We start from the raw sequence: 24,702 nt of genomic DNA, 5'->3' as shown, positions 1-24,702 counted from the left end.
CCGTGTCTTCCGTGGTTCAGACTCAGGGTTTCCAGACGGAAGGGTGGCAGCGCATGTAGTTGGGCGCGTAGGCGGTCTCGGCGCCCAGCTCGCGCGCGGCATGCCATGCCCAGCGCGGGTCGTCCATCATGCCGCGAGCGATCGCTACCAGATCGGCTCTGCCGCCCGATACGATCTCCTCGGCCTGTTTCGGGCGGGTGATCATGCCCACGGCCATCACCGTCATGCCGGTCTCCTTTCTGACCCGTTCGGCGAACGGCACGTTGTAGCCGGGCGCGAACGCAATCTGCTGGCGCGGATCGAGCTGGCCCGAAGTCACGTCGAGGAAATCGCAGCCCAGCGCCTTGAGCTCGCGCGCGAATATCACCGTCTCCTCCGGCGTCCAGCCGCCTTCGATCCAGTCGGTCGCCGAGACGCGCACTCCCAGCGGACGGTCCTGCGGCCAGAGCCCGCGCACCGCCTCGAAGACCTCCAGAGGAAAACGGATGCGGCCGGCGGTGGAGCCGCCGTATTCGTCGTCGCGGTGGTTGGAGATCGGCGAGAGGAACTCATGCAGCAGGTAACCGTGTCCCGCGTGCAGCTCGGCCACGTCGAAACCGATGCGTGCGGCCCGCCGTGCGGCGTCCACGAATTGCCGCTTCACTTCGCGCAGCCCGTCCCGCGTGAGTGCCTCCGGCACGTGCCAGCCAGGGCCGAAGGGCAGTGCGGAGGGAGCGAGCGTGGTCCACGCGTCTTCCTCCGGACGCAGCGGCTTTCCGCCCTCGGCGGGCGTGTGTGCCGAGCCTTTGCGCCCGGCATGCGCCAGCTGGATGCCCAGCCTGGCGACGCCATAGCGCCGGCAGAAATCGACGACGCGCTTGAGCTGGACTTCGTTGTCATCGCGGTACAAGCCCAGGCAGCGGTGGGAAATGCGCCCCGCCCGGGACACGTGCGTCGCCTCGGTCATCACCAGGGCCGCGGCGCCCATCGCGAACTGGCCGAGGTGCATGAGATGCCAGTCGTTGGCGGAACCGTCTTCGGCCATGTACTGGCACATCGGCGACACCACGATGCGGTTGGAGAGTTCGACGGCGCGCAGCGCAAGCGGAGTGAACAGCCTGGAAGTCATGCAGACCCTAACCTTTCGCGCCCGGTCAGCGCTCGAGCCACCCGGGCACCGGCAGACCCTTTTCGCGCAGGAACGACGGGTTATACAGCTTGGACAGATAGCGGGTGCCCGGATCGCACAGCACGGTGACGACGGTGTGTCCGGGTCCGAGGTCCTTGGCCAGACGGATCGCGCCCGCGACGTTGATCCCGCTCGACCCGCCCAGGCACAGGCCCTCGTGCGCGAGCAGGTCGAACAGGATCTCGAGCGCTTCCGCGTCGGGAATCTGGTAGGCGTCGTCCACCGGCGCGTCCTCGATGTTCTTCGTCACCCGTCCCTGACCGATGCCTTCGACGATGGAGCTGCCCTCCCTTTTCAGTTCGCCATGCTTGAACCAGTGGTACATCGATGCGCCCATCGGATCGGCGGCGGCGATCACCACGTCGCGCCTTTTCTCCTTCAGGTAGCGGCCCACGCCGGCCAGCGTACCGCCGGTACCGATCGCGCAAACGAAGGCGTCGACGCGACCGTCGGTCTGGTTCCAGATCTCCGGGCCGGTGGACCGGTAGTGCCCGTCGCGGTTGGACACGTTGTCCCACTGATTGGCGTAGAGTACGCCCTTGGGCTCCGACTTCGCGAGTTCCTGCGCCAGCCGCTGCGCGACGTGCACATAGTTGTTCGGGTCGGAATACGGCACCGCCGGAACTTCGCGCAGCTGCGCTCCGCACAGCCGCAGCATGTCCTTCTTCTCCTGGCTCTGGGTATCCGGAATGACGATGATCGTGCGATAACCGCGCGCGTTGCCCACCAGGGCAAGGCCGATTCCCGTGTTGCCGGCAGTGCCCTCGACGATGACGCCACCCGGACGAAGCTCGCCGCGCTGCTCCGCGTCGAGCACCATATAGAGCGCGGCGCGGTCTTTCACCGAGCCCCCCGGATTCAGGAATTCCGCCTTGCCAAGGATGGTGCACCCGGTCAGCTCGGAGACTCTGCGCAGCCGGATCAGCGGCGTGTTGCCGATCGCTCCGACCAAACCATCGCGAATGTCCACTGTGACGATCCTCCGGGGTGGGCTCCGGCATATCGCCGGCAACCCAATGGTAACTCGACCATGGAGAAGGGGCGGCGACGCCCGGCTCAGCGCTTGAGCATCACCACTTCGAGGTAGTCTGCAGACACCACGAGCGTATCGTCGGCGGAGCGATTGAAACGCTCGAGCATGTCGCGGAGTTCTGCCAGGAATTGCGCGCGGCGCGCGCCATCGAGTGCTTCTTGCACGCGGATGATCGGCCCGAAATGGCGGCTGAAAACGTCGATCCAGTGGCGGCTGTCGCGATAGCGGAACAGCGCACTGCGCCGTACGATCTTCATGGAGGATATGCGCCCGGCGAACAGTTCCTCCAGCCGGGCCTGCGTCCCCCATTCGGGCGCAGCCCGCACGCCGGCCGCAGGAGGCAGGTACTTGGCCATCAGCGCGAAGGCCTGGCCCCAGAATCCATCGGGCGTCCAGTTGCCCATGCCGATGCGGCCGCCCCGCCGGCACACGCGCAGCAGCTCGTCGGCCGCCTTCTCCTGGCGCGGCGCGAACATCGCGCCGTACAGCGACAGCACGACATCGAACGATTCATCCGGGTACGGCAGCTGCTCGCAGTCGCCGACGTCGAAACGCGCGGGCAGCCGTTCAGCCGCCGCGCGCTCACGCGCGCGCTCGATCAGTGCGGGCACGTAGTCCACGCCGACGGCCTCGCAATGGCGCCGCGCCGCGGACAGCGCCACGTTGCCGCTGCCGGTCGCCACGTCCAGAACCCTCTGGCCGGCGCGCAGCTCCGCCGCTTCGCACAGCAGCTCGCCGGGAAAGACCGTATTCCAGGCGATCATCGCGAAGTCTCCGCTCGCCCAGGTCTTCTGCTGCTGCGCTTTCACCGCGTCCAGGTCAGCCATCGTCATTCCCCTTTCTCGAGTACCCAGATTATGACCCGCGAGGCAACGGGGGACACGGCACAGATCGGGTGGCCAGCGCCAGCCGCAAGACAAATCTCCCTGGACGCTAACCGTGGTTCGCTATCGCTCTTTCGCTCTTCGCCCTTGTCCGGCGCGTCCTGCGCGGCTACGGGTTCTTCCGCGCCGTTGCGCAGACAGAGAGCATTTGCTAGCGTGATGGCATGACCCGCAACCCGATTGTGTCTCTGGAAGCGCTGGTCGCCCGTATTCCGGATGGTGCGCTGCTCGCCGTTCCCAAGGACGGCTCCGGCGTGGCGATGGCCGCGACCCGCGAACTGGTGCGTCGCCGCGTTCGCGATCTTCACCTGCTGTGCGTGCCGACCGGCGGCATTCAGGCGGACATCCTGATCGGCGCCGGCGCGGTGCGCACGCTGGAGACCTCCGCGATCACACTGGGCGAGTTCGGCGCGGCGCCACGGTTCATCGAGGCCGTGCGCAGCGGGGCGATCCGGATCAAGGACGCAACCTGCCCGGCCATCTACGCCGCGCTGCAGGCCGGTGAGAAAGGGCTGCCGTTCATGCCGTTGCGCGGGCTGATCGGCAGCGATGTGCTCGCGCATCGCGCAGACTGGAAGGTCATCGACAACCCGTTCTCGACGGGCGACCCGATCGTGGTATTGCCCGCGCTGCGTCCGGACTTCGCCCTGTTTCACGCGCCGCTGGGCGACCGTTTCGGCAACGTGTTCGTGGCACGCCAGCGCGAGTTGATGACGATGGCGCACGCCGCGCGGTGCACGCTGGTGAGCGTGGAGCAGATCACGAACGACAACCTGCTGGAAGACGCCGCGCGCGCGGGCAGTGTGCTGCCGGCGATCTATGTTTCGGGCCTCGCGGAAGCCCGGCGCGGTGCCTGGCCGCTGGGGCTGTGGGATCTCTACCCGGACGACGACGCAGCGCTGGCGCGTTATGTCGATCTGTCCCGTACCAGGGACGGATTCGAGCGCTTCCTGGACGAGTGGATGGGACAGGCGCGGGCCGTGGCGTGAGCCCTACCCTCACCGAGCTCCTGATCGCGATCGTGGCGCGGTTGCTGGAAGGCTGCCGCCACGTCGCCGTGGGCGCATCCTCTCCGATCCCAGGCGCGGGAGCGCTGCTCGCACGGCTGCACTCGAGGGGCGCGCTGCACGTGTCGATCCTGGGCTCGCTCAGGCACAACGCCTTCACCAACGGCGGCGTCGAGCTGTTCGATCTCGCGGCGCAAGGCCGCATCGATGCGTTCTTCCTGGGCGGCGGCCAGATCGATGGCCAGGGCAGCATCAACCTGGTGGGTACAGGAGGATATCCCGCCAGTGTGGTGCGCTGGCCCGGCTCTTTCGGTTCCGCTTATCTGTATTACGTGGTGCCGCGCGTCATCCTGTTTCGCGAGGAGCACACCCGGCGCGTCCTGGTGCCCAAGGTCGATTTCATCAGCGCGCCGGGGGTGAGCGAAGCCGGTGTGTACCGTCCGGGCGGGCCCTGCGCTCTGCTTACCAGCCTGGCGCTGTTCTCTTTCGATCGCGCCCGCCGACGCTTCCGGCTGCAGAGCGTGCATCCGGGCCACACCCTGGAAGAAGTTCGCGACAACACCGGTTTCGAGTTCGATTGCGCATCCCCGGTCGCGACGACTTCGGCACCCGATGCCGAAACGCTCCGCGCCATCCGCGGCATCATTCGCAAGGAAATCGCGGAAACCTATCCGCGCTTCGCCGCGCGGCTCCCGGCGGCCTGACCGGCCTGTCACTCGCCGGTGGGCTGCCGGTCGGACATCAGCTCGTCGAGGATGTGCTCGATCTTGGCCTCGGTGGCGGCGCGCGAACCGCCGAGATAGCCGGCCATTTCCGAGAGCGAGAACTCGGCCTCGACCATCTTCCCGTCTGATCGGTAGATGACGACCGGGACCGGGTCGGCCATATGGCCGAAGTCCGCTTCGTCGTTCCATTCGAAGCGCAGCCCGTGGAGATGATTGCGGGTGGCCAGATCGATGATGCGCTTCTCGACTTCCATCAGGCCGGCCAGGGCTTGCGAGAAATTTTCGGGGACTGGATTCATGGCGATCTCCTCTGCGCGCTGCGACCGACGACCCTATGATAGAAGCGGGTCTGCGCAAGAAAAGCGGGGATTGACAGTTCGAGTGGGCCAAGAAAAACGGCCCCTCGTGGGGGCCGTTCGCGAGGTCGGGGTACGATCGAATTCAGTGCTCGTCCCAAGGGCTGTGCTTGACCTGGTCGGGAAGCCACAGCGTCTGGTAGACCTTCTGCAGCTCGGCTTCTCGTGCGATCTCTTCGGACTCCGAGATCCTGGCGTACTTTGCCTGGCTCGGGCTGGTGTAGCCGTTGCTGACCCGCGGCGCGCTGTACACGCGGCGCAACCCCCCGGTACAGCGCGGGCAGCGCTCCGGTTTGGGATCGTTCATGCCATGCCAAGCCTGGTAGATGACCCGGCAACTGTCACAGGCATATTCGTAGAGCGGCATCGCTTTACCTCTTGTGTTCGCGCCGGGCGGGCCGGCGGCGTCCCCTCCCGCCCCGCCCGTCGGTGCCTCAGGCCACTGCGGTCCGCTTGATCTCGGCCTTCGCCTGCATGGCCTTCTTCTTGTCGATGCCCCAGATGCGTGCCGCGTTCTCGCCAAAGATCTTGCGCTTGATCTCGGGCGTGAGCTTGGGATAGCCGTGGCCTTCGACCAGCTGGTCGGGGATCTGGAAGTTGCGGAACGCGTCGATCTGCCACTGCGGGTTGCCCCAGAGCAGCGAATCCGTTCCCCAGAGCACATAGTCTTCGCCGATGTCGCGAATCAGCGTGCCGAGTACGTGCGCGCACTCCAGCGGACGGCTGGTCACCGTCGCCGCGAAGGTCGAGCCGATCTCGCAGTAGAGATTCTTGCGCTGCGGCTTGAAGCCCTTGAGCGCCGCCAGCTCCTGGTGATACGGCCAGGCCGAGTGGTAGGCGATGAAGTTCAGGTCCAGAAAATCGTCCGCGGCGGCGTCGAAATCTTCCACGTGTGCATAGCGCGCGTAGAACTGGCCGAAGGGAATGCCCTTGTGGCAGCCGATGTTCTTCACGCCGAGCTTGCGACAGGCTTCCCAAATCGGGTAGGCCTTCTTCTCGTCGTCGAACCACCAGCCCTTCTGCTTGGTCGAGTCGAAGGTATAGAGCTTCAGGCCCGAGATCTTGTATTTCTCGACGTACATCTGCAGCCGGTCCAGCGTCTCGCGCATGCCCTGATTCGGCGTGAGCCCCCCGGCCAGCATCAGCGTGCTGTTGGGCCAGCGCTCGCGTACCTGCACCTGATACTCGATCGGGATCATGTCCTTCCCGCCGTAGTCCTCGCGGAAGCCGAAGGGATTGAAGATGCCGACCGTGGTATCGCTTTCCTGCAGGATCAGCTTGCCGTAGTTGTCGACGTTCATGTCCCGCGTGCCGTTCGGCAACCCCATTGCCTTGCCGAGGTTGTCCAGCAGGTCCACGAACCACATGCCGCGCTCCGTGGTGTTGACGCCGAGCACATAGTGCTCGGGGCGCGTACAGACGTGCGTGTGCACGTCGACGATGAAGTCGGTGCTGCCCGCGCGCGCGGCCATCAGCTCCTTGTTGGCTTCGAGGTCATGCGCAGCCGCCTCGGGCACCTCGAAGAACTTCATTCCGGTGACCTCGTTGGCCGCCACCATCGCGGCCGAGAAGGCGAGGCCCGATTTCAGGAACTGCCGTCTCGGCATTTTCGCCTTCGCGGCGTGCGCGTCCATGCGCTCCGAAATCTTCGGGCCCATGTTCCCGGACATGAAGAACGCGGTCCCCATTCCGTCGGCATCGAACGGGTCTTTGGGGATGTTTTCGATCCCCTTGAAGTGCTTCAGGATGTTGAACTCCATCAGGCGCCTCCTCCAGTGTTATCGACATCATGTTGAGGCGGCTCACAGGGGCCTGCAACGCCGCCTCCCTTTTGATTTGCGCTCTTGGTCGAGCGAAGCCAGCGTAAGCCTGTGAAAACAGAGGGTCAAGGGGCGCAATCGATGCGGCAAAGCAGCAACTCTCCGGCGATCGCGAGCCATGTCCGGCCGGCATCCGCGGCAGGCTGCCGGCCGTGCAGCCGCGAAGCCTCGCTGTCACTCGGCACACGAGACTGCCAGACGCAGTGGCGGCTGCGGGTGACGCTTGCGCACCGGAAACAAAAAGCCCCGGAAATCCGGGGCTTCTCGCCGACTGGGGAAGATCGCCCTCAGGCAATGGTCACGTCCTTGGACAGGTAGACGTCCTGAATCGCGTTCAGCAGGGCCACGCCCTCCTTCATCGGCCGCTGGAAGGCCTTGCGCCCGGAAATCAGACCCATGCCGCCGGCGCGCTTGTTGATCACCGCGGTGCGCACCGCCTCCACAAGGTCATTCTCTCCCGAGGGACCGCCCGAGTTGATCAGACCCGCCCGGCCCATGTAGCAGTTGGCCACCTGATAGCGCGTGAGGTCGATCGGATGCTCGCTGGTCAGTTCGCTGTACACCCGCTTGTCGGTCTTGCCGTACGGATTGTCCTTGCTACTGAGGACGTTGTAGCCGCCGTTATTCTCCGGGAGCTTCTGCTTGATGATGTCGGCCTCGATGGTGACGCCGAGATGGTTGGCCTGGCCGGTCAAGTCCGCCGCCAGGTGATAGTCCTTGTCTTTCTTGAACGCGGGATTGCGCAGATAGCACCACAACACCGTCGCCATGCCCAGCTCGTGCGCCACGCGAAACGCCTGGCTCACCTCGATGATCTGGCGCGAAGACTCGGGCGAGCCGAAGTAGATCGTCGCGCCCACCGCGACCGCACCCATCTCCTTTGCCTGACGGATGTCGGCGAAGAAAATCTGGTCGTACTTGTTGGGATACGTCAGAAACTCGTTGTGGTTGAACTTGAGCAGGAACGGAATCTTGTGCGCGTACTTCCGCGCGCAGGCACCCAGCACGCCAAGGGTGGACGCGACCGCATTGCAACCGCCCTCGATCGCGAGCTTCACGATGTTCTCCGGATCGAACATCGCGGGGTTCTTGGCGAACGACGCGCCGGCGCTGTGCTCGATGCCCTGGTCGACCGGCAGGATCGACAGATAGCCGGTACCGGCCAGCCGCCCCTGGTTGAACATCTGCTGCAAAGCCCGCATCACGGACGGGCTGCGGTCGCTTCCGGCAACGACGCGATCGACGAAGTCCGGCCCGGGCAGATGCAGCGACTCCTTCGGAATGGTCTTGCACACGTGGCCGAGCAGCGCGTCGGCTTCCTTGCCGAGCAGTCCCACGATGTCGGTGCTCCCTGCGGCCTTGATTGCGGTAACAGCGGACATGACTCCCCTCCTCGATGAACGGCGGCACCTGCGCTTGCCCGGCCCGGCATCGGCGCGGCGCGCGGATTACTCTTGCGGAACCCTATTCTAGCCCTGGAAGGACGGGTCTCGCGGGACATCTCGATAGAATGACAGGCAGGCCACTTCACTGACCTGGATCGAACGATGATCTACTCTCTGGGCGAACGGCGCCTCGTCACGAAAGGCGATTACTGGGTCGCCGACAACGCGATCGTGATCGGCTCGGTGGTGCTGGAGCACAACGCGAGCGTGTGGTTCAACAGCGTGGTCCGGGGCGACAACGACCTGATCACGATCGGCGAAGGCTCGAACGTGCAGGATGGCTCGGTACTGCATACCGACGAAGGGGTACAGCTCACGATCGCAAGGAACGTCACCGTCGGCCACCAGGTGATGTTGCACGGCTGCACCATCGGCGAGGGCAGCCTGATCGGAATCAAGGCCACCATCCTCAATCACGCCAGGATCGGCAAGCACTGCCTGATCGGCGCGCACACCCTGATTACAGAGGGCAAGGAGATCCCCGACCGTTCGCTGGTGGTGGGCATGCCTGGAAAGGTCGTGCGGCAGCTCACCGACGAGGAAGTGGCGCGGCTGCTGTGCAACGCCGAGCACTACGTGAGGAACTTCCAGCGCTACCGGGCCAGTCTCAAGCCGCAATTCTGAGGCCAAGCCTTCCAAGCGAGCCATTCCGGTTCAATCTTCGTTTCCGGGCGCGGATGTGACTTTGGTGTTCCCGGTGTGCCGGGCGCTTCGTTGTGCGCCTCTCGAGTGCGCTTCGATTCACGGCCAGGGTGGTCGGGAGCACGGCAAGAGACTAGAATCCGCTGTCATGGCGCTCGCTCCGACCCCGATGCTGAAGTTCGGCTTCAAGATCCGCACGCGCAGCGGACTGCCGGTCGACAACCTGATCGTGCACGCGCGCGACCAGGCCGAGGCCGAACGCAAAATCGCGCAGATGTACCTGCACTGCGAGATCCTGGAGTGCAAGACGATCCAGGCGCCGACCAAGGAAGACTCGCCCGACCTGGAAAACATCATCTCGCTGATTGCGCGCCAGGGTGACGATCGCAAGTAGACGCGCGCGAGCGCAGCATCCGGGGGCACGCAACGGCGCCAGGGCGACAGAGCGTCCGCCATCGCGAATCGCCCGCTTGGCGCCAGCGGTGAACACCTCCTCCGCGGCCCGCGGTCCACTCCGGCAAGCGCCTCGGCCCCGCAAGGGGGCGGGAAGTCAAGCCGCCGCGGCCGCTCGTTCCCGTTCCTCGATGAATCCGGTGCGCACCAGCTCGTCGACCAGCGCGTCGTAATCGCTCGCCCCTTTGCTTTCCGGGGCGTGCGTGAAGACGTCTTTGTGCACCGCCGGACTTTCGGCCAGCGCCACGTTCTCGGAAATCCTGGTTTCGCAGATCTCCTCGCCGCAGCGCTTCTTGAGTTCCTCGTAGATCTGGTGGGCCATCTTGCGCCGGCCGTCGAAGCGCGTCATCACATAGCGCCGCAGCACTCTTCTCTTCAAGACGTGCTCGAGCGCCTTGAGCGTCTTTTCCACCGCGTGCACGCCCTGCAGCGCCAGATAGTCCGCGGACACCGGCACCAGCACCCGATCGGAGGCGAAGATCGCCGACAGCGAAAGCACCCCGAGCATCGGGCAGCAGTCGATCACGATCGGCCGGCCGGTGTTCAGGTTCTCCTTGACGATGCCGTTGTTGAGCCGATTCAGAATGTTCGGACCCTTGCCGAACTGGGTATCGACCTTGGACAGCTCCACATGGGCGGGAATCACCAGCCAGCCACCAGCCGCCGGACGCAGCAGCTGAGTCAAGGGCTTGACCTGCTGGTAGAAGCTGAAAACCGAGTCCTCCGAGTGCTGCACGGTCGCTCCGCACACGTAGGACAAATGGGCCTGCGGATCCAGGTCGATGCTCAACGGGTTGTAGCCGCGGCGCGCCAGTGCAGCGGTCAGATTCAGGGAAGTCGTTGTTTTTCCAACGCCTCCCTTCTGGTTGAAGATCGCGATCTTGGCCAAGCGGACGCCTGCTCCCGGAGGGCGCGCTGCGTTGCCGAGGGATAACCACAATACTAATCGAATCAGCCGCTTGTCAAATCTTTCGCAGGCCGCACGCGGCCTGCTAGGAAGGCGCTTGCGCCCAGGCTTTCGCGCGCCCAAGCGCACGGCGCCACGCGGCCTTTCGCGCCTCGCGCTCCTGCGCGGACATTGTCGCCTCGAAGCGACGCTCCAGTTGCCAGTGGGGCACGAGTTCGGCGCTGTTGCGCCAGAAGCCGGTGGCCAATCCCGCCAGGTATGCCGCGCCCAACGCGGTGCTCTCATGGGCGCGCGGCCGCAGTACCGGCACCCCAAGCAGGTCGGCCTGGAACTGCATCAGCAGATCGCTGCGGCTCGCACCGCCGTCCACTCTCAGCTCGGAGATCTCGATCCCCGAGTCCGCGCGCATCGCGTCGAGCACGTCGGCGGTCTGGAACGCGATCGACTCCAGTGCCGCGCGCGCGATGTGAGCGGCGCTGGTTCCGCGCGTGAGCCCGACGATGGCGCCGCGCGCATAGGCGTCCCAGTGCGGCGCCCCCAGCCCGGCAAAGGCCGGGACGAAGTAAACGCCCCCGCTGTCGGGGACGCTCGCGGCCAGCGTGTCGGCTTGCGCAGAACTGCGAATGAGTCCGAGGCCGTCGCGCAGCCACTGGACCACCGCCCCGGCGATGAACACGCTGCCTTCCAGCGCATAGTCGATGCGCTCGCTCGTCTTCCACGCCACCGTAGTCAGCAGCCTGGACTTCGAGTCCACCGGCTGCTCGCCGGTCTGCATGAGCATGAAGCAGCCGGTGCCGTAGGTGTTCTTCACCATTCCCGGCGCCCAGCATTGCTGGCCGAACAACGCCGCCTGCTGGTCGCCGGCGATCCCCGCGATGGGAATGGCGCGCCCGAACAGCGGCGGCTCGGTCTCCCCGCAAACGCCGCTGGAGGCGACGACCTTGGGCAGAACCGCGCGCGGCGCCCGCATCAGCTGCAGCAGCTTGTCGTCCCAGTCCTTCGTGTGGATGTTGAACAGCAGCGTTCGCGAGGCATTCGATGCGTCGGTCACGTGCACGCGGCCGTTGGTGAGCTTCCAGACAAGCCAGGCATCGATGGTGCCGAACGCCAGTTCGCCCCGCTCCGCCCGCGCGCGCGCGCCTTCGACGTGATCGAGCACCCAGCGCAGCTTGGTGCCCGAGAAATAAGCGTCGAGCAGCAGCCCCGTGCGGCCCGTGATGAGCGGATCGACCCCCTGGGCACGGAACTGGTCGCACAGGCCGGCGGTGCGCCGGTCCTGCCAGACGATCGCGTTGTAGATCGGCGCGCCGGTGCGGCGATCCCACACGACGGTGGTCTCGCGCTGATTGGTGATGCCGACGGCGACGATGTCGCCGGCGTCGAGCTTCGCGCTGCGCAGCGCCTGGCGCGCGGTTTCAAGCTGTGTCGCCCAGATCTCCTCGGGATCGTGCTCGACCCAACCCGGTTGCGGATACTTCTGCGCGAATTCCTTCTGGGCGACACCCAGCGGACGCGCCGCGGAATCGAAGACGATGGCGCGGGAACTGGTGGTGCCCTGGTCCAGTGCGAGGACTGCCTTCATCTCGTGTGCTAAATTTCGCGCTTCTCGCGCAGCGGTACACGTTGAAGGGCGCAATGATGCGGCCAAAGCCGGCCGCAGCCAAGTGCGCCAGGAACAATGAAAACCGAGCCCTACCTCGCCGCGCTGGTGCGCATGGGTCTCGCCGCCCCGACCGAGCACCCGCCGGTCACGCCGCTGGCCGGCGGAGTCTCGTCCGATATCTACCGCGTGGATCTTGCGCGCGGACCGGTCTGCATCAAGCGTGCATTGCCGAAGCTGAAGGTCCGGGCGGACTGGCGCGCGCCGGTGGAACGCAGCCGCTTCGAGTCGCAGTGGATGAAGACGGCCGGCGCGATCGTTCCCGACGCCGTCCCGCGCATTCTGGGCGAGGACGCGCAGGCCGGCATGTTCGCCATGGAATTTCTCCCGCCGGCGCACTACCCGGTCTGGAAAACGCAACTGCGCGACGGCATCATCGACGCGCACGCCGCATCGGAAGTCGGGCGGCGCATCTGCCGGATCCACGCCGGCACTGCCGGCCGGCTCGACATCGCGCGGGCCTTTGCCACCGACCACATCTTCCTGCCGATCCGGCTCGAGCCCTATCTGCGCGCAACTGCGGCGAAGCATCCGCGGTGCGCCGAGCGGCTGGAGAGCCTGGTGCGTATCACGCTGGCCACCAAGCGCGCACTGGTGCACGGCGACGTCAGCCCGAAGAACATCCTGATGGGTCCGCGCGGTCCCGTCTTCCTCGACGCCGAGTGCGCCTGGTACGGCGATCCGGCGTTCGATCTCGCCTTCTGTCTGAATCACCTGCTGCTCAAGTGCGTGTGGCGTCCACAGTGGACCACTCGCTACCTGGAATGCTTCGATGCGCTGTCGCGCGCTTACTTGAATCAAACGACCTGGGAGCCGGCCGTGGACATCGAAGCGCGCGCGGCGCACCTGCTGCCCGGGCTGCTGCTCGGACGGGTGGACGGCAAGTCGCCGGTCGAGTACATCACCGAGGAATCGGATCGCGACAAGGTGCGAGGCACTGCGATCGCCCTGCTGCTGCATCCGGTCGACGTTCTGGCGGAGCTGCGCTCCGTCTGGCGCGAGGAGCTGTCGCGATGATCCGCATCGAGCACGTTGCGCTGTGGACGCGCGACCTGGAACGGCTCAAGGATTTCTATCAGCGCTATTTCGGCGCCATTGCAAACGACGGCTATTACAACCCGCGCCGCGAGTTCCGCTCGTATTTCCTGACCCTCGGTTCGGGCGCGCGCATCGAGCTGATGAACGCGCCGCAGCTTGCCGACGCCGGAGCGCAGCGGCGCGTGGGCCTTGCTCACGTCTCGATGTCGCTCGGATCCAGGGAAGCGGTCGACGCCCTGAGCGCACGGCTGCGCGCGGACGGCCACCGGCTGATCGACGGGCCGCGCGTGACCGGCGACGGCTATTACGAGAGCGTGGTTCTGGATCCCGACGGCAATCGAATCGAGCTGACGGTCTAGCACATGGCGGACACGACCATCTCGAAAGTGCGCGGCAGACAGGTTTGGGACTCGCGCGGGCGCCCCACTGTCGAGGCCGAAGTATGGCTCGCCGGCGGCGCGGTCGGGCGCGCGATCGCCCCCGCCGGCGCCTCGCGCGGGACGCATGAAGCAGTGGATCTGCGCGACGGCGGGACCGCACTCGCGGGCATGGGTGTGGCCAGGGCGGTGGCTCATGTCAACGGGGAGATCGCCCGTGCGCTCGAAGGCAGCGACGCGCTGCGCCAGGCGCAGATCGACGATCGGCTGATCGCGCTCGACGGCACGCCCGACAAGTCGCGCCTGGGCGGCAACGCGATGATCGCGACTTCGATGGCGGTGCTGCATGCCGCCGCGGGCGCCCACCGCATGCCGCTGTGGAAGTATCTGGCGGGGGGAGCCGAAGTCACCCTTCCCCTGCCGGAGATTCAGATCTTCGGCGGAGGGGCGCATGCTGGGCGGCGCGTCGATATCCAGGATTTCATGGTCATGGCGCTCGGCGCGAAGAGCTTCACGGAGGCGCTGATGATGACCGCAGAGGTCTACCGCGCGGCCGGGGATCTGATGCGCGAAGCGGGCCGGCTGCAAGGCGTGGCCGACGAGGGCGGCTACTGGCCCGCGTTCGACTCCAACGAAGAGGCGCTGTCCGTGCTCACGCGCGCCATCGAAGCCGCCGGCTACACGCCCGGCAGGGAAATCGGCATCGCGCTGGACATCGCCGCCTCCGAATTCGGGCGCAACGGGCGTTATGCGCTCGGTCTGGAGCGGCGCGAACTCGACAGCGACGGCCTGTGCGAGATGCTGCTGCGCTGGCTCGAGCGCTACGCCATCGTGTCGGTGGAAGACCCCCTCGCGGAGGATGATCCCGAGGGCATGCGCAGGCTCACCGCCGCTGTCGGCAGGCGGGTGCAGGTGATCGGCGATGACTACCTGGTCACCAACGCCGCGCGTATCGAGCGCGCCGCCGCAGCCAAGGCCTGCAATGCCGCGCTCATCAAGCCCAATCAGGCCGGCACCGTCACCGAAACACGGGCGGCGTTCGAAGCCGCACGCGCAGCCGGTTTCGCCACCATCGTTTCCGCGCGCTCGGGCGAGACGGAGGACACCACCATCGCGCATCTGGCGACCGGATGGAACGCCGGCCAGCTAAAGGTCGGCTCTTTCTCGCGCTCCGAGCGCATGGCCAAGTGGAACGAGCTGCTGCGCATCGAGGAGTCGCTGGGCGCCGATGCCCGTTTCGCCGGCTGCGGCGTGCTCCCTGGCCGGCGTTGAAGCCGAAACGAGCCCCTGCAGACGCGCCGCCCCGAAGAAGACGGAAAAAGCGATGCGCGCATCGTGGTTCTTGACGTTTTTCCGGGCCTTGCGTGACGAAGGCTTCCGGTGACCGCGGATGACGAGCGAAGCGCACCACCGTGGCACATTGCGCGGCATCGGCTTGATGATGTCGGCGGTGTTCATGTTCTCGTCGATGGACACGCTGGCGAAATACATGCTCCAGTCCTACCCGATGCCGGGGCTGATGTGGGCGCGCTACACGGTACAGCTGGTCTTCATGCTGCTGCTGCTCTGGCCACGAATGGGAATCCGGCTGCTCAAGACCGCGCGGCCGGGGCTGCAGATCGCACGCGGCCTGCTGCTGGTGGCGAGCACGACATTCTTCTACCTCGCCCTGCGTCACATGCCGCTGGCGGAGGCTGCCGCGATCAGTTTCGTCGGTCCCGTGCTGACCACTCTGCTCGCCGGCTGGATGCTGGGCGAGAGGGCCTCTGCCCGGCAGTGGGTGGCGGTAGTGCTCGGCTTCTCGGGCGTGCTCGTCATCGTTCGTCCCGGCGGGGCGCTGTTTACCCCGGCGGCGATCTTTCCGCTGGTGACCGCGCTTCTCTTCAGCGTCTATCAGATCGTCACGCGCAAGCTCTCGGGGCGCGAGCACCCCAACACCACGCTCTTCTATACCGCGCTGGTGGGCGGCGCGGCCACCACCCTGGCACTGCCCCTGGGATGGCAGACGCCGACCGCCCTTCAGGTGCTGTTCATGGTCGGTATCGGACTGTTCGGCGGCTACGGACACCACCTGCTGATCCGTGCCATGGACCACGCCTCGCCCGCGACGCTCGCGCCCTTTGTCTACTCGCAGCTCATATGGTCGACTCTCCTGGCCTATCTCGTGTTCCGGGACTTTCCCGACGGCGGGTCGCTCCTCGGGATGGGGATCATCGTCGCCGCTGGCCTGCTGGCGGTGAACTGGAAGCACATGCGGCGCATGACCGACACCAGCGATTCCGCGAGCAGCCATTGACAACCCGCCCATGACCCGACCCACGCCCGAACTGCGCTCCGCCTACCTGCACTTCCAGCGCATTCCCACGCGCTGGATGGACAACGACGTCTACGGCCACGTCAACAACGTCGTCTACTATTCCTACTTCGACACCGTCGTGAACCAGTATCTCATCGAGCAAGGCGTGCTCGACATCGAACGCAGCCAGGTGATCGGGCTGGTGGTGGAGACGCAGTGCAACTACTTCGCCCCGATCACTTTTCCGGACCTCGTGCATGCGGGACTGCGCGTGGCGAGGCTCGGCACGAGCAGCGTTCGCTACGAAATTGGATTGTTCCGCAACGACGACACTGCCGCGGCAGCGCAAGGCCATTTCATCCATGTGTACGTGCAGCGCGCCACGCGTCAACCGGTTGCCATACCCGAGAGCATGCGCAGCGCTCTGGAAAGGCTGCTCGAGCGCACGCGCGATTGAGTGGCGGAGCGATCCTGGCATGCTTTCCCGTTCGCATCCGTCCTCGTTTGGGCTGCTCCTCCATGATTGCCCGCGGTTCAGCACCGCTGCGCAAAATTCATGAAAATCATGAACGCGGGCGCCAAGCGACGGAATTAACATTCGTTCGTGTCCGCGCTTCCGGAAATGACACGATGAGACTCCTGCCCGCCGCTGTTCTCGTGAGCGCCTCTGTCGTCCTGGCAACGCCGGCATCGGCCACGCAAGCAGCCGGTCCGGCCCAATGGAAGGAAGATCTTTCGCCCATCGCGGCCGCCGACTGGAACGCCGCGCGGGCCGCGCATTTGTTGGAGCGCGCGGGCTTCGGCGCAACGCCCGAGGAGACCATGGAGTTCGCGGCGCTGACACCACGGGAAGCGGTGCGGCGGCTGGTCTATTCCGGGTCGATCGCGGACGACCTCCCTGCCTTCGAGCACTCCGGCGTGCACGATTCCGGCCTGGAGCCCTTCGCGCCCTCGCGTCCCGCCGCCACTGACCTCGCCCGGCAGACCGGCGAGGCGCTGGGGGTCAAGGCCAAGCCGGCGGGCAACCGGCGGCTGCAGCCGGTGGCCAACAGGTTTTTCTACTGGCTGCGCGCCAGCCGTCTGGAGACCCACAGGCTCGCCTACTGGTGGGCCAACCGGATGCTGATCACGAAGCGCCCGCTGGAAGAGAAGATGGCGCTGTTCTGGCACGGGCACTTCGCCACCAGCGAGGAGAAGGTGCGCGACTATCGGAAGATGCTCAGGCAAAACGAGCTGTTCCGCGAGAAGGGGACCGGCAATTTCCGCGAGCTGCTGATCGCAGTCGCACAGGATCCCGCGATGCTCGCGTTTCTGGACGCCGGCGTGAACGTCAAAGGCGCACCGAACGAGAACTTCGCGCGCGAGATCATGGAACTGTTCACGATGGGCGTGGGCAACTACAGCGAGACGGACATCCGGGAAGCCGCGCGGGCGTTCACCGGCTGGAATTTCATCGATCTCGATTTCGTCGTGATACCGGAAAGGCACGACGACTCCGTGAAGACAGTCCTTGGCCGGCGTGGTCCGTTCGACGGGGTGGAGGTGATCGACGTGATCCTCGATCAGCCGGTCACCGCCGAGTTCGTGGCCGGCAAGATCTACCGTTACTTCGTGCGCGAAGAGCTGAGCCCGGCGCTGAAGAAGAAGCTGGGGAGCGTGCTGCGCGAGGCGAGCTACGAGATCGCCCCGCTGCTCGAGACGATCTTCCTGTCACGGGATTTCTACAGCCCGGCATCGGTCGCCACCCGCATCAAGCCGCCAGTGGAGCTGGTGGTCTCCACTTACCGCAAGATGGGGCTTTCCACGATCCCCGGCGTGCCGGATTTCAACGAAGTCACCGAGGCGCTCGGTCAGAAGCTGTTCTACCCACCCACTGTCGCCGGCTGGGCGCACGGGCGTGCCTGGATCACGCCCGGGCTGCTGCTCGCGCGCGGCAATTTCATCTATGACACCGTGTTCCCGGACATCAATTTCATTCCGCCGGACCGCTACCCGGGCAGCGACTACCAGATCGCCGTGGTCAACGACAAGCTCGCGATGGGTCTGGACGTGACGACCGCAACGCAGCCGGATTCGAAGGAAGTCACGTCGATGTCGATGCAGATGGCCGACCGCGACGAGGAATTCAACACCCGGCTCGCCAGTTACCGGGGCTGGCAGATGGCGATCCAGAAAGTCAAGCCGATCCCGCGTCACACTGCGCAGCTCGACCTGTCGGCAATGGTGCGCAGAGCGGGCTGCCGGACCGCCGCCCAGGCGGTGGATTACTTGCTGGCGCGTTTCCTTTCAGTGCCGGTAGACCCGGCAACGCGCGGGCAACTGGCGGGTTTCCTCGAGACAGAACTCGGAACCGATGATCTGGGGCGCGCGGAAACCTACATGGAGGAGGCGCTGAGGACCACGCTGCATTTGATCCTCTCGCTGCCCGAATATCAGCTGGGATGAACAGCGTCCGCTCCACATATGGCGAGGACGTCAACAGCGGAAAGACATCCATGAAAGAAGTCGACGGAAAGAGAGCCTGGACCCGCAGAGCGGCGCTGAAGGCCTGCCTGTGCGGGATCGGCGCGGGTGCGAGCGGGATGATGCCGGCGCTGTTCTCGCGGCTGGCGCACGCGACCACCGAATCCGGACGCATCCTGGTGGTGCTGGAACTGTCGGGCGGCAACGACGGGTTGAACACGCTGGTGCCCTACGCAGACGACGCCTATTACCGCCATCGACCGAAGATCGGCATCCGTCCCGAGAAGCTGCACAGAATCGACGAGCGCTTCGGCTTCAATGCCGGAATGGCCGGATTCGAGCGCCTGTTCAAGGACGGCCGCATGGCGGTCGTGCACGGGTGCGGCTACGCGCAGCCGTCGTTCTCGCACTTCACGTCGATGGCCTACTGGCACACCGGCGCGCCCAACAGCGGCGAAGAGTACGGCTGGGTCGGCCGGTTGGCCGACGCGATCGATCCTGCGCTCACGCCCAACTTCATCGTCAACATCGATGAAGCCCAGTCGCTGGCGGTGCGCGCGCGCAACCACGTTCCGGTGGTGTTCGACGAACCCGAACGCTTCTCGCGCAAGGGATTGCACCAGGCACGACCGCTGCTCGACCGCGTGCCCGACGTCGAGGTGGCCGGCAACGCGGCACGCCGTTACCTCCAGGAAGTCGCGAAGAGCGCCCGCGAGGCTTCGCAGCTGGTGCGCGATGCATGGACGCGATACAAGACTCCGGTCGACTACGGCATCGTGCCGGTCGACCTGCCGAAGATCGCCGCGCTGATCGCGTCCGGGCTTCCCACGCGTCTGTATTACACCTCGTATCGGCACAATGCCTTCGACACCCACGTGCAGCAATCGGATCTGCACCGGCGCCTGCTGACTTATGTTTCCGATGCGGTGGCCGGCTTCATGAAGGACATCGAGCGCATCGGCCGCGCCGACGACGTGACCGTCTTGGTCTTTTCCGAGTTCGGTCGGCGCGTGCCGGAGAATACCAGCTTGGGCACCGATCACGGCACCGCCAACCACATGTACCTCATCGGCAAGCGTGTCAAAGGCGGCCACTACGGGTCGGTGCCGAGCCTCACAGCGCTGGACGAAGGCGACAATCTCGTGTTCACCACCGACTTCCGCCGCGTCTATGCCACTGTGATCGAAGGCTGGCTCGGCGCCGATTCCGCGCAGGTGCTGCGCGGCAGGTTCGAACCCTTCCCGGTATTTTCGTGATCCACGCCTCCACGCGCGGGCCCGGGAGGATACGGTCTGCGCTTCGGCGTTCGGATTTCGAGTCCGGGAACGCCGCGGGTGCTCACTCCAGATCGTCGAACTCGTGCCCGTAGCGGGCGATTCCGGCACAGCCGGCGAATGCACCGGGCTGCAGTTCGATGGCCAGGAAGGCCTCATCGGGTGCGGGGAAAGGACACTTGATTCCGAAGCGCGACGCCTGCACGAATCCGAAACGCGCGTAGTAACGCGCATCGCCCACCACGAGCACGCGCTCGGCGCCCTGCTCGCGTAACCGGGAAAGGCCGGCGCTGACCAGCGCACTGCCGATGCCCAGGCGCTGGAACGCCGGCAGTACGGCCAGGGGAGCCAGTGCATAGGCCGATGTTTCCCGCTGACCGTCGTCGACCACGATCGGCGAAAAGAGCACGTATCCCAGAATCCGGCCGCGCGAGGCGGCGACCAGGGAGACCGATGCCTTGCCCGCCGCGCGCAGTCGCTCCACCAGGCGGGATTCGGTATCGCGTCCGAAGGCGACGAGCAGCAGCTCGCGCACGGCGTCGAAATCCGCCGGCTCCTCCTCCCGGATGAGCACCGCTTTTCCCCTGCGCTAGCCGCCCGGCCCGCCGCCGTTGACGTAGACAACCTGGCCTGTCATGTAGCTTGCAGCATCCGAAACCAGGAAAGCGACCACCTCGGCAATCTCGCGAGGCTCGCCGGCGCGCCCGAGCGGCACGGACTTCAGGAACGCTTGCGCCCGCTCGGCTCCCATCGTGTTCAGCGCCTCCTGCAGCATGTCGGTGCGAATGGGCCCCGGCGCCACGGCGTGCACGCGAATGCCGTGCGGACCCTCTTCCTTGGCAAGGATGCGCGTGAAGGCCTCCAGCGCCACCTTCGAGACCGTATATGCGCCGTAGTTGGCGGGAAAGCGTTGCGTAACGTTCGAGGAGATGTTGACGATGTTTCCGCCACGTTGCCCGCGCATGTGTGGCAGCACCGCCTGAACCAGGTGGAACGGACCGTACAGGTTGGTGCGCAGCACACGGTCCCATTCAGCGACGGGCGTGTCGGCGATCGCGACTCCGGGCAGATGCGTCCCGGCGTTGTTCACCAGGACATCGATTCGCCCGAATGCTTCCAGCACGGCGCGCACCGCCGCCTGCGCACTCGAAGCCTCCGCCACATCGGCGCGCAGCGCCCGCACCTCCCCGCCGGTCTTCCTGACCGTGGAGACGACTTCTTTCGCCTGCGTTTCGCGGCTGGCGAACGTGAACATCACGCGGCAGCCGCGTCCGGCCAGCGCCTCGACGATCGCGCGTCCGATTCCGCGCGAGCCTCCTGTCACAAGTGCAACTTTGTTCCCTTCCATACGTTAGCTCTCGTCGCAGAGCAAGACATCGCAAGAGCGAAACGCGACGACCCGAAGGCGCGAAAAATCGTCGCGTTCCGCTCGCTCTCAGTTCAGGCAGCGTGGCAACCGGCCGGTGACGGGATACCGAGGGTCGTTGTATCCCGGTGTCGAAGGATGCCCGGGCCGCACCAGCGAATCGACGAATTCCTCGTCTTCCCTGTCGAGAACGTAGTTCAGCGCGCCGTAATACTCGGTCCACTGCTCCAGCGTGCGCGGCCCGCCGATGACGCTGTCCACGATGCGATTGGAAAGCACCCAGGCGAAGGCGAACTGACCGGAGGTCAGTCCCTTGCCTTCGGCGTGCTCCTTGAACCTCTGCGCGATGATCAGCGACTCCTCGCGAAACTCGGTCTCCATCATGCGCTTGTCCTTGCGCCCGGCACGCGAGTCCTCGGGCGGCGGCTGCCCGGGCTTGTACTTGCCGGTGAGCACGCCCCGGGCGATCGGACTGTAAGGCGTAACGCCGATGCCGTAGTAATGGCAGGCCGGCAGGATCTCCACTTCCGGTTGGCGGTTCATGGCGTTGTAGTAAGGCTGGCACACGACCGGTTTCGGCACCCCGGTCGCACGGCACAGATGCATGATCTCGGCAATGCGCCAGCCGCGGAAATTGGAGACGCCGAAGTAACGGATCTTGCCGGCGCGGATGAGGTCGCCCATCGAGCCGACCATCTCCTCCAGCGGGATGTCGGCATAGTCCAGATGCAGGTAGTAGATGTCGATGTAGTCGGTGCGAAGACGCTGCAGGCTTGCATCGCAGGCCTGCATGATCCACTTGCGCGACAGGCCGACTTCGTTGGGGCCCTTGCCCATCGGGTTGCCGACCTTGGTGGCGAGCACCCAGCTGTGCCGATCGGCCGCCAGCAACTGACCGACGATGCGTTCGGACGCGCCTGCCGCGTACTGATCGGCCGTGTCGATGTAGTTCACGCCGGCTTCGCGCGCCGAGTCGACGATGCGCTGCGCCTCCTGCACATCGGTGCGATCGCCGAACATCATCGTGCCGAGGCAAAGCGCAGAGACCTTCAGCCCGCTCCTGCCCAGATAGCGGTATTCCATGCTCCCCCCTCTTCTTGTGAGGCGAAATCATGCCGCATCGCCTGCGTGCGCACAAATGCCTGTGTTATAACTGCGCGCCTCCCGGCGCCGCCGCCGGCCCCGGACAAGAAACCACAAGGCAGAGCATGCGAATCATGGCAAACACGATGCGTGCAATCGAAATCGAGAAGCCCGGAGCGCCGGAGGTGCTGCGCGTCGCGCAGCGCCCCGTGCCGCGAGCGGGCCGCGGCGAAGTGCTGATCAGGGTGGCGGCTGCCGGCGTCAACCGCCCGGATGTGCTGCAACGAAAGGGGCTCTATGCTCCCCCGCCGGGCGCTTCGGATATTCCGGGCCTGGAAGTCGCGGGCACCGTCGTCGCCGTCGGAGAAGGCGTCACGCGCTGGAAGAGCGCAGACAGGGTCTGCGCGCTGGTCACCGGCGGCGGCTACGCCGAGTACGTCAACGCGCCCGCCGAACAATGCCTGCCGGTACCAAAGGGCCTGACGCTCATCGAGGCGGCAGGGCTTCCGGAGACCTTCTTTACGGTCTGGATCAACGTCTTCGACCGGGCCCGGCTGGCGCCGGGCGAGACCTTGCTCGTGCAGGGCGGCTCCAGCGGGATCGGCGTGACAGCGATCCAGATGGCGCGCGCATTCGGTCATCGGGTCTTCGCCACCGCGGGAACGGACGAGAAGTGCCGGGCCTGCGAAGCGCTCGGCGCGGAGCGCAGCATCAACTACCGCACGGAGGATTTCGCGAAGGTGGTGAAGGAAGCGACCGGCGGCCGTGGGGTGGACGTCATCCTCGACATGGTGGCGGGAGACTACGTGCCGCGCGAACTGAGCTGCCTGGCCGACGACGGACGCCTGGTGCTGATCGCCTTTCTGGGCGGCTCGAAGACCACGCTGGACATGACCGACATCCTGCGCCGCAGGCTGACGCTGACCGGCTCGACGCTGCGCCCCCGACCGGTGTCCGTCAAGGCGGCGGTGGCGAAAGCCTTGGAGGAAAAGGTCTGGCCCCTGATCGAGAATGGCGCGATCAAGGCCATCGTGCACAGCGTATTTCCGCTGGAGCAGGCGGCCCAGGCGCACGCGCTGATGGAAACCAGCGCGCACGTCGGGAAGATCATCCTCCAGGTGGAGGAAGGCGCGCGCGGGCGCTAGAAGAATTTGACGTTGCTTTCTTCTTCGACGCGCGTGGGCGGCGGCCTGCGGCGCAGCAGAGACAGATCGCGCCGTTCGGCCACGGCCGCCGCGTAGTGGATGTTCTTGTCGATTTCTTCCAGGTAAAGGTTCTGGCCGCCGAAGTGGCGCTGCACGTACCGATACGCACCCCCGAGATGATCTTTCAGCCGCACGGTCGCGGTCCGGTAGAAATGGGGAGTGCGTTCGAGCAGCTCTTCCTTGGAGCGGAACAGTACGCCGCGACGCCGATCGGCCGGATCGCGGGCCGCCAGTCCGCCGGCCACGAATTCCGGAAACAGACGATCGCGGCACTTCTCCAGGTAACAGCGGTCGGCCATCTGCGCAATGATGTCGGCGGTTCCCAGCATGTTGCCGAGCATGCGGAACATCAGATTCGGAACCCTGATGTGCTGCACCGGTCGCTCGTAACCGGTGAAGTGCACGATCTGCTTGGCGACGGGAGCCAGATCGCCCATTCCCAGCTTTTCCATGTAGTGCTCGATGAACTTCGCACCGCGCGACACGTGGCGCAGCGTGTATTCGGCCCCGTAGTGATGGCGCGTGTCGTTGGCGCGGCGCAGGTAGCCGATGTCGTGCAGCAGCGCGGTGATCACCCCGAAGCTGAACAGGCGCGACCCGATCGGCTCGCTGCGGTCGCGGGCGCGCTCATAACCGTCCATGAGCCGCGCCATGGCGAGCGTGACGTCAAGCGTGTGCTGGAGGTTGTGATACTCGGTGTCGCAGGCGCGGTAGCCCGGATACTCCCCGCGGAACAGTCGCCCCACGTCGGCAAAGGAGCGATCGATGAGCTGGGTCGACGCATCGGGATAGAGATCGAGAAAGATGCGGCCGACCTCGTGGCTGACCGCGTTCACGTCCGTGGTCTCGACCCGATTGGTGACGTCGAAGTTGCTTCGACGCGGCTCGGCCATGACATCCTCCCTTGACGCAGCGAATGGTACCCCGGCCCTGCAACGACCCGCAAGGAACACTTTTTCAGGCACTTAAATCGTATTCCGGCCTGGGGCCAAGGGAGGGAAGCCGCCCTGCCGGTGCCGGTATGCTAACACGCTCTGGGCCATCGACCATGACGCTTTCTGAACTTCTTGGGGGCACGACCGGCGGCGTCTTTCGGTTTCGCGCCCACGGTACCGTGCCTCCCAACGTGGCCGCTCGCGCGCCTCTTCATCTCGAACGGATGGCAACGCGCAAGGCCCGCGACAAGCTGGCGTTTCTGGCCGCGATCGCCGCCCCGCTGGACTTCCCCGATCGTGTCGGGCAGAACTGGGATGCGGTCTACGACTGCTTCACGGCCCTGGCAGACCGGATGGCCGCCGGCCTGGTGATCGTCTTCGACGATCTTTCGGGATTCGCGCGCAGCGAGCCCGACGAGTTCAGTGCGGCGGTGGACATGCTGCGCGACGCGGCCGATGCCTGGGCGGAGCGGGGCAAGCGACTGATCGCCCTGATGGGACTGGACAACCCGTTGCTCGCGCCCGACGTGCCGGAGATCAGCCTGTCTCCGACACCCTGACCGGG

Annotated in this window: 26 protein-coding genes; 13 read left to right on the top strand and 13 right to left on the bottom strand. The window is 65.7% G+C overall.

The genetic code is table 11. The features are described from left to right. Positions 1-22: 22 nt before the first annotated feature. The 3 genes from VNM24_12960 to VNM24_12950 all read right to left on the bottom strand — a co-directional run bounded on the left by VNM24_12960 (position 23) and on the right by VNM24_12950 (position 3,028). Positions 23-1,108, bottom strand: coding sequence for an NADH:flavin oxidoreductase/NADH oxidase (locus tag VNM24_12960; protein HWQ39489.1), 1,086 nt, complete (start codon positions 1,106-1,108; stop codon positions 23-25). A gap of 25 nt (positions 1,109-1,133) precedes the next feature. Beyond that, a complete protein-coding gene (locus VNM24_12955; GenBank protein ID HWQ39488.1) occupies positions 1,134-2,138 on the bottom strand; it encodes a cysteine synthase A in 1,005 nt (334 codons plus the stop codon). An 86-nt stretch (positions 2,139-2,224) separates the two neighbouring features. After that, positions 2,225-3,028, bottom strand: coding sequence for a class I SAM-dependent methyltransferase (locus VNM24_12950; GenBank protein ID HWQ39487.1), 804 nt, complete (start codon positions 3,026-3,028; stop codon positions 2,225-2,227). A 221-nt stretch (positions 3,029-3,249) separates the two neighbouring features. Here VNM24_12950 and VNM24_12945 point away from each other — a divergent pair, with 221 nt between their 5' ends. Beyond that, positions 3,250-4,074, top strand: a complete 825-nt coding sequence (locus VNM24_12945) for a CoA-transferase (protein ID HWQ39486.1) — start codon at positions 3,250-3,252, stop codon at positions 4,072-4,074. Next, positions 4,071-4,796, top strand: coding sequence for a CoA-transferase (locus VNM24_12940; GenBank protein ID HWQ39485.1), 726 nt, complete (start codon positions 4,071-4,073; stop codon positions 4,794-4,796). Before VNM24_12945 ends, VNM24_12940 begins: the two co-directional genes overlap by 4 nt. 8 nt (positions 4,797-4,804) lie before the next feature. Here the strand turns inward: VNM24_12940 and VNM24_12935 are convergent, their stop codons facing one another. The 4 genes from VNM24_12935 to VNM24_12920 all read right to left on the bottom strand — a co-directional run bounded on the left by VNM24_12935 (position 4,805) and on the right by VNM24_12920 (position 8,375). Continuing rightward, a complete protein-coding gene (locus VNM24_12935) occupies positions 4,805-5,116 on the bottom strand; it encodes a hypothetical protein (GenBank protein HWQ39484.1) in 312 nt (103 codons plus the stop codon). Positions 5,117-5,258: 142 nt separating this feature from the next. After that, entirely contained in the window at positions 5,259-5,540 is a 282-nt protein-coding gene (locus VNM24_12930) for a zinc ribbon domain-containing protein (GenBank protein ID HWQ39483.1), read from the bottom strand. Positions 5,541-5,607: 67 nt separating this feature from the next. Then, a complete protein-coding gene (locus VNM24_12925; GenBank protein HWQ39482.1) occupies positions 5,608-6,933 on the bottom strand; it encodes an amidohydrolase family protein in 1,326 nt (441 codons plus the stop codon). A gap of 347 nt (positions 6,934-7,280) precedes the next feature. Next, positions 7,281-8,375, bottom strand: coding sequence for a class I fructose-bisphosphate aldolase (locus VNM24_12920; GenBank protein HWQ39481.1), 1,095 nt, complete (start codon positions 8,373-8,375; stop codon positions 7,281-7,283). Positions 8,376-8,540: 165 nt separating this feature from the next. Between VNM24_12920 and VNM24_12915 the strand changes: the two genes are divergently transcribed. After that, positions 8,541-9,062, top strand: a complete 522-nt coding sequence (locus VNM24_12915; GenBank protein ID HWQ39480.1) for a gamma carbonic anhydrase family protein — start codon at positions 8,541-8,543, stop codon at positions 9,060-9,062. A gap of 166 nt (positions 9,063-9,228) precedes the next feature. Then, positions 9,229-9,474 (top strand): hypothetical protein, encoded by a 246-nt coding sequence (locus tag VNM24_12910; GenBank protein ID HWQ39479.1) that lies wholly within the window; start codon positions 9,229-9,231, stop codon positions 9,472-9,474. A 156-nt stretch (positions 9,475-9,630) separates the two neighbouring features. Here VNM24_12910 and VNM24_12905 read toward each other — a convergent pair whose 3' ends face one another. Beyond that, entirely contained in the window at positions 9,631-10,422 is a 792-nt protein-coding gene (locus VNM24_12905; protein ID HWQ39478.1) for a ParA family protein, read from the bottom strand. Positions 10,423-10,525: 103 nt separating this feature from the next. Beyond that, positions 10,526-12,022 (bottom strand): glycerol kinase GlpK, encoded by a 1,497-nt coding sequence (gene glpK / locus VNM24_12900; GenBank protein ID HWQ39477.1) that lies wholly within the window; start codon positions 12,020-12,022, stop codon positions 10,526-10,528. A 96-nt stretch (positions 12,023-12,118) separates the two neighbouring features. Here glpK and VNM24_12895 point away from each other — a divergent pair, with 96 nt between their 5' ends. From VNM24_12895 to VNM24_12865, 7 genes are all read left to right on the top strand, one after another. After that, positions 12,119-13,117, top strand: coding sequence for an aminoglycoside phosphotransferase family protein (locus VNM24_12895; protein ID HWQ39476.1), 999 nt, complete (start codon positions 12,119-12,121; stop codon positions 13,115-13,117). Beyond that, positions 13,114-13,497 carry a VOC family protein gene (locus VNM24_12890; protein HWQ39475.1) on the top strand — a complete coding sequence of 128 codons (384 nt, stop codon included), beginning with the start codon at positions 13,114-13,116 and terminating at the stop codon, positions 13,495-13,497. The genes VNM24_12895 and VNM24_12890 overlap by 4 nt, the downstream gene beginning before the upstream one ends. Positions 13,498-13,500: 3 nt before the next feature. Continuing rightward, positions 13,501-14,787, top strand: a complete 1,287-nt coding sequence (gene eno / locus VNM24_12885) for a phosphopyruvate hydratase (protein ID HWQ39474.1) — start codon at positions 13,501-13,503, stop codon at positions 14,785-14,787. Positions 14,788-14,905: 118 nt separating this feature from the next. Beyond that, positions 14,906-15,811, top strand: a complete 906-nt coding sequence (locus tag VNM24_12880; GenBank protein ID HWQ39473.1) for a DMT family transporter — start codon at positions 14,906-14,908, stop codon at positions 15,809-15,811. Between the two features lie 10 nt (positions 15,812-15,821). Beyond that, positions 15,822-16,268 (top strand): thioesterase family protein, encoded by a 447-nt coding sequence (locus VNM24_12875; GenBank protein HWQ39472.1) that lies wholly within the window; start codon positions 15,822-15,824, stop codon positions 16,266-16,268. Between the two features lie 173 nt (positions 16,269-16,441). Beyond that, the gene (locus VNM24_12870; GenBank protein ID HWQ39471.1) at positions 16,442-18,256 is read left to right on the top strand and encodes a DUF1800 domain-containing protein; all 1,815 of its coding nucleotides are present in this window, start codon (positions 16,442-16,444) and stop codon (positions 18,254-18,256) included. 50 nt (positions 18,257-18,306) lie between these two features. Next, a complete protein-coding gene (locus tag VNM24_12865) occupies positions 18,307-19,530 on the top strand; it encodes a DUF1501 domain-containing protein (protein ID HWQ39470.1) in 1,224 nt (407 codons plus the stop codon). 82 nt (positions 19,531-19,612) lie between these two features. On the opposite strand, the gene VNM24_12860 is transcribed toward VNM24_12865, so the two are convergent. The 3 genes from VNM24_12860 to VNM24_12850 form a co-directional block, all read right to left on the bottom strand. Then, complete coding sequence (locus tag VNM24_12860; protein ID HWQ39469.1) at positions 19,613-20,122, bottom strand: N-acetyltransferase; 510 nt, start codon at positions 20,120-20,122, stop codon at positions 19,613-19,615. Between the two features lie 15 nt (positions 20,123-20,137). Further along, positions 20,138-20,896: a 3-oxoacyl-ACP reductase family protein gene (locus VNM24_12855; protein HWQ39468.1), complete on the bottom strand. Its 759-nt coding sequence runs from the start codon at positions 20,894-20,896 to the stop codon at positions 20,138-20,140. A gap of 87 nt (positions 20,897-20,983) precedes the next feature. After that, positions 20,984-21,997 (bottom strand): aldo/keto reductase, encoded by a 1,014-nt coding sequence (locus VNM24_12850; protein HWQ39467.1) that lies wholly within the window; start codon positions 21,995-21,997, stop codon positions 20,984-20,986. A gap of 146 nt (positions 21,998-22,143) precedes the next feature. Here VNM24_12850 and VNM24_12845 point away from each other — a divergent pair, with 146 nt between their 5' ends. Then, entirely contained in the window at positions 22,144-23,142 is a 999-nt protein-coding gene (locus VNM24_12845; GenBank protein ID HWQ39466.1) for an NAD(P)H-quinone oxidoreductase, read from the top strand. On the opposite strand, the gene VNM24_12840 is transcribed toward VNM24_12845, so the two are convergent. Beyond that, the gene (locus VNM24_12840; GenBank protein ID HWQ39465.1) at positions 23,139-24,095 is read right to left on the bottom strand and encodes a hypothetical protein; all 957 of its coding nucleotides are present in this window, start codon (positions 24,093-24,095) and stop codon (positions 23,139-23,141) included. The two genes, VNM24_12845 and VNM24_12840, sit on opposite strands and share 4 nt — an antisense overlap. A gap of 266 nt (positions 24,096-24,361) precedes the next feature. On the opposite strand from VNM24_12840, the gene VNM24_12835 reads away from it, so the two are divergent. Next, on the top strand, positions 24,362-24,697 hold the full coding sequence (locus VNM24_12835; protein ID HWQ39464.1) for a barstar family protein: 336 nt from the start codon (positions 24,362-24,364) through the stop codon (positions 24,695-24,697). Positions 24,698-24,702 lie beyond the last annotated feature (5 nt).

Source organism: Burkholderiales bacterium (assembly GCA_035560005.1).
GTDB lineage: Bacteria > Pseudomonadota > Gammaproteobacteria > Burkholderiales > Eutrophovitaceae > DASRFY01.
The sequence above is the reverse complement of the archived record's forward strand: the minus strand, read 5'-3'. Positions and strand labels throughout refer to the sequence as shown.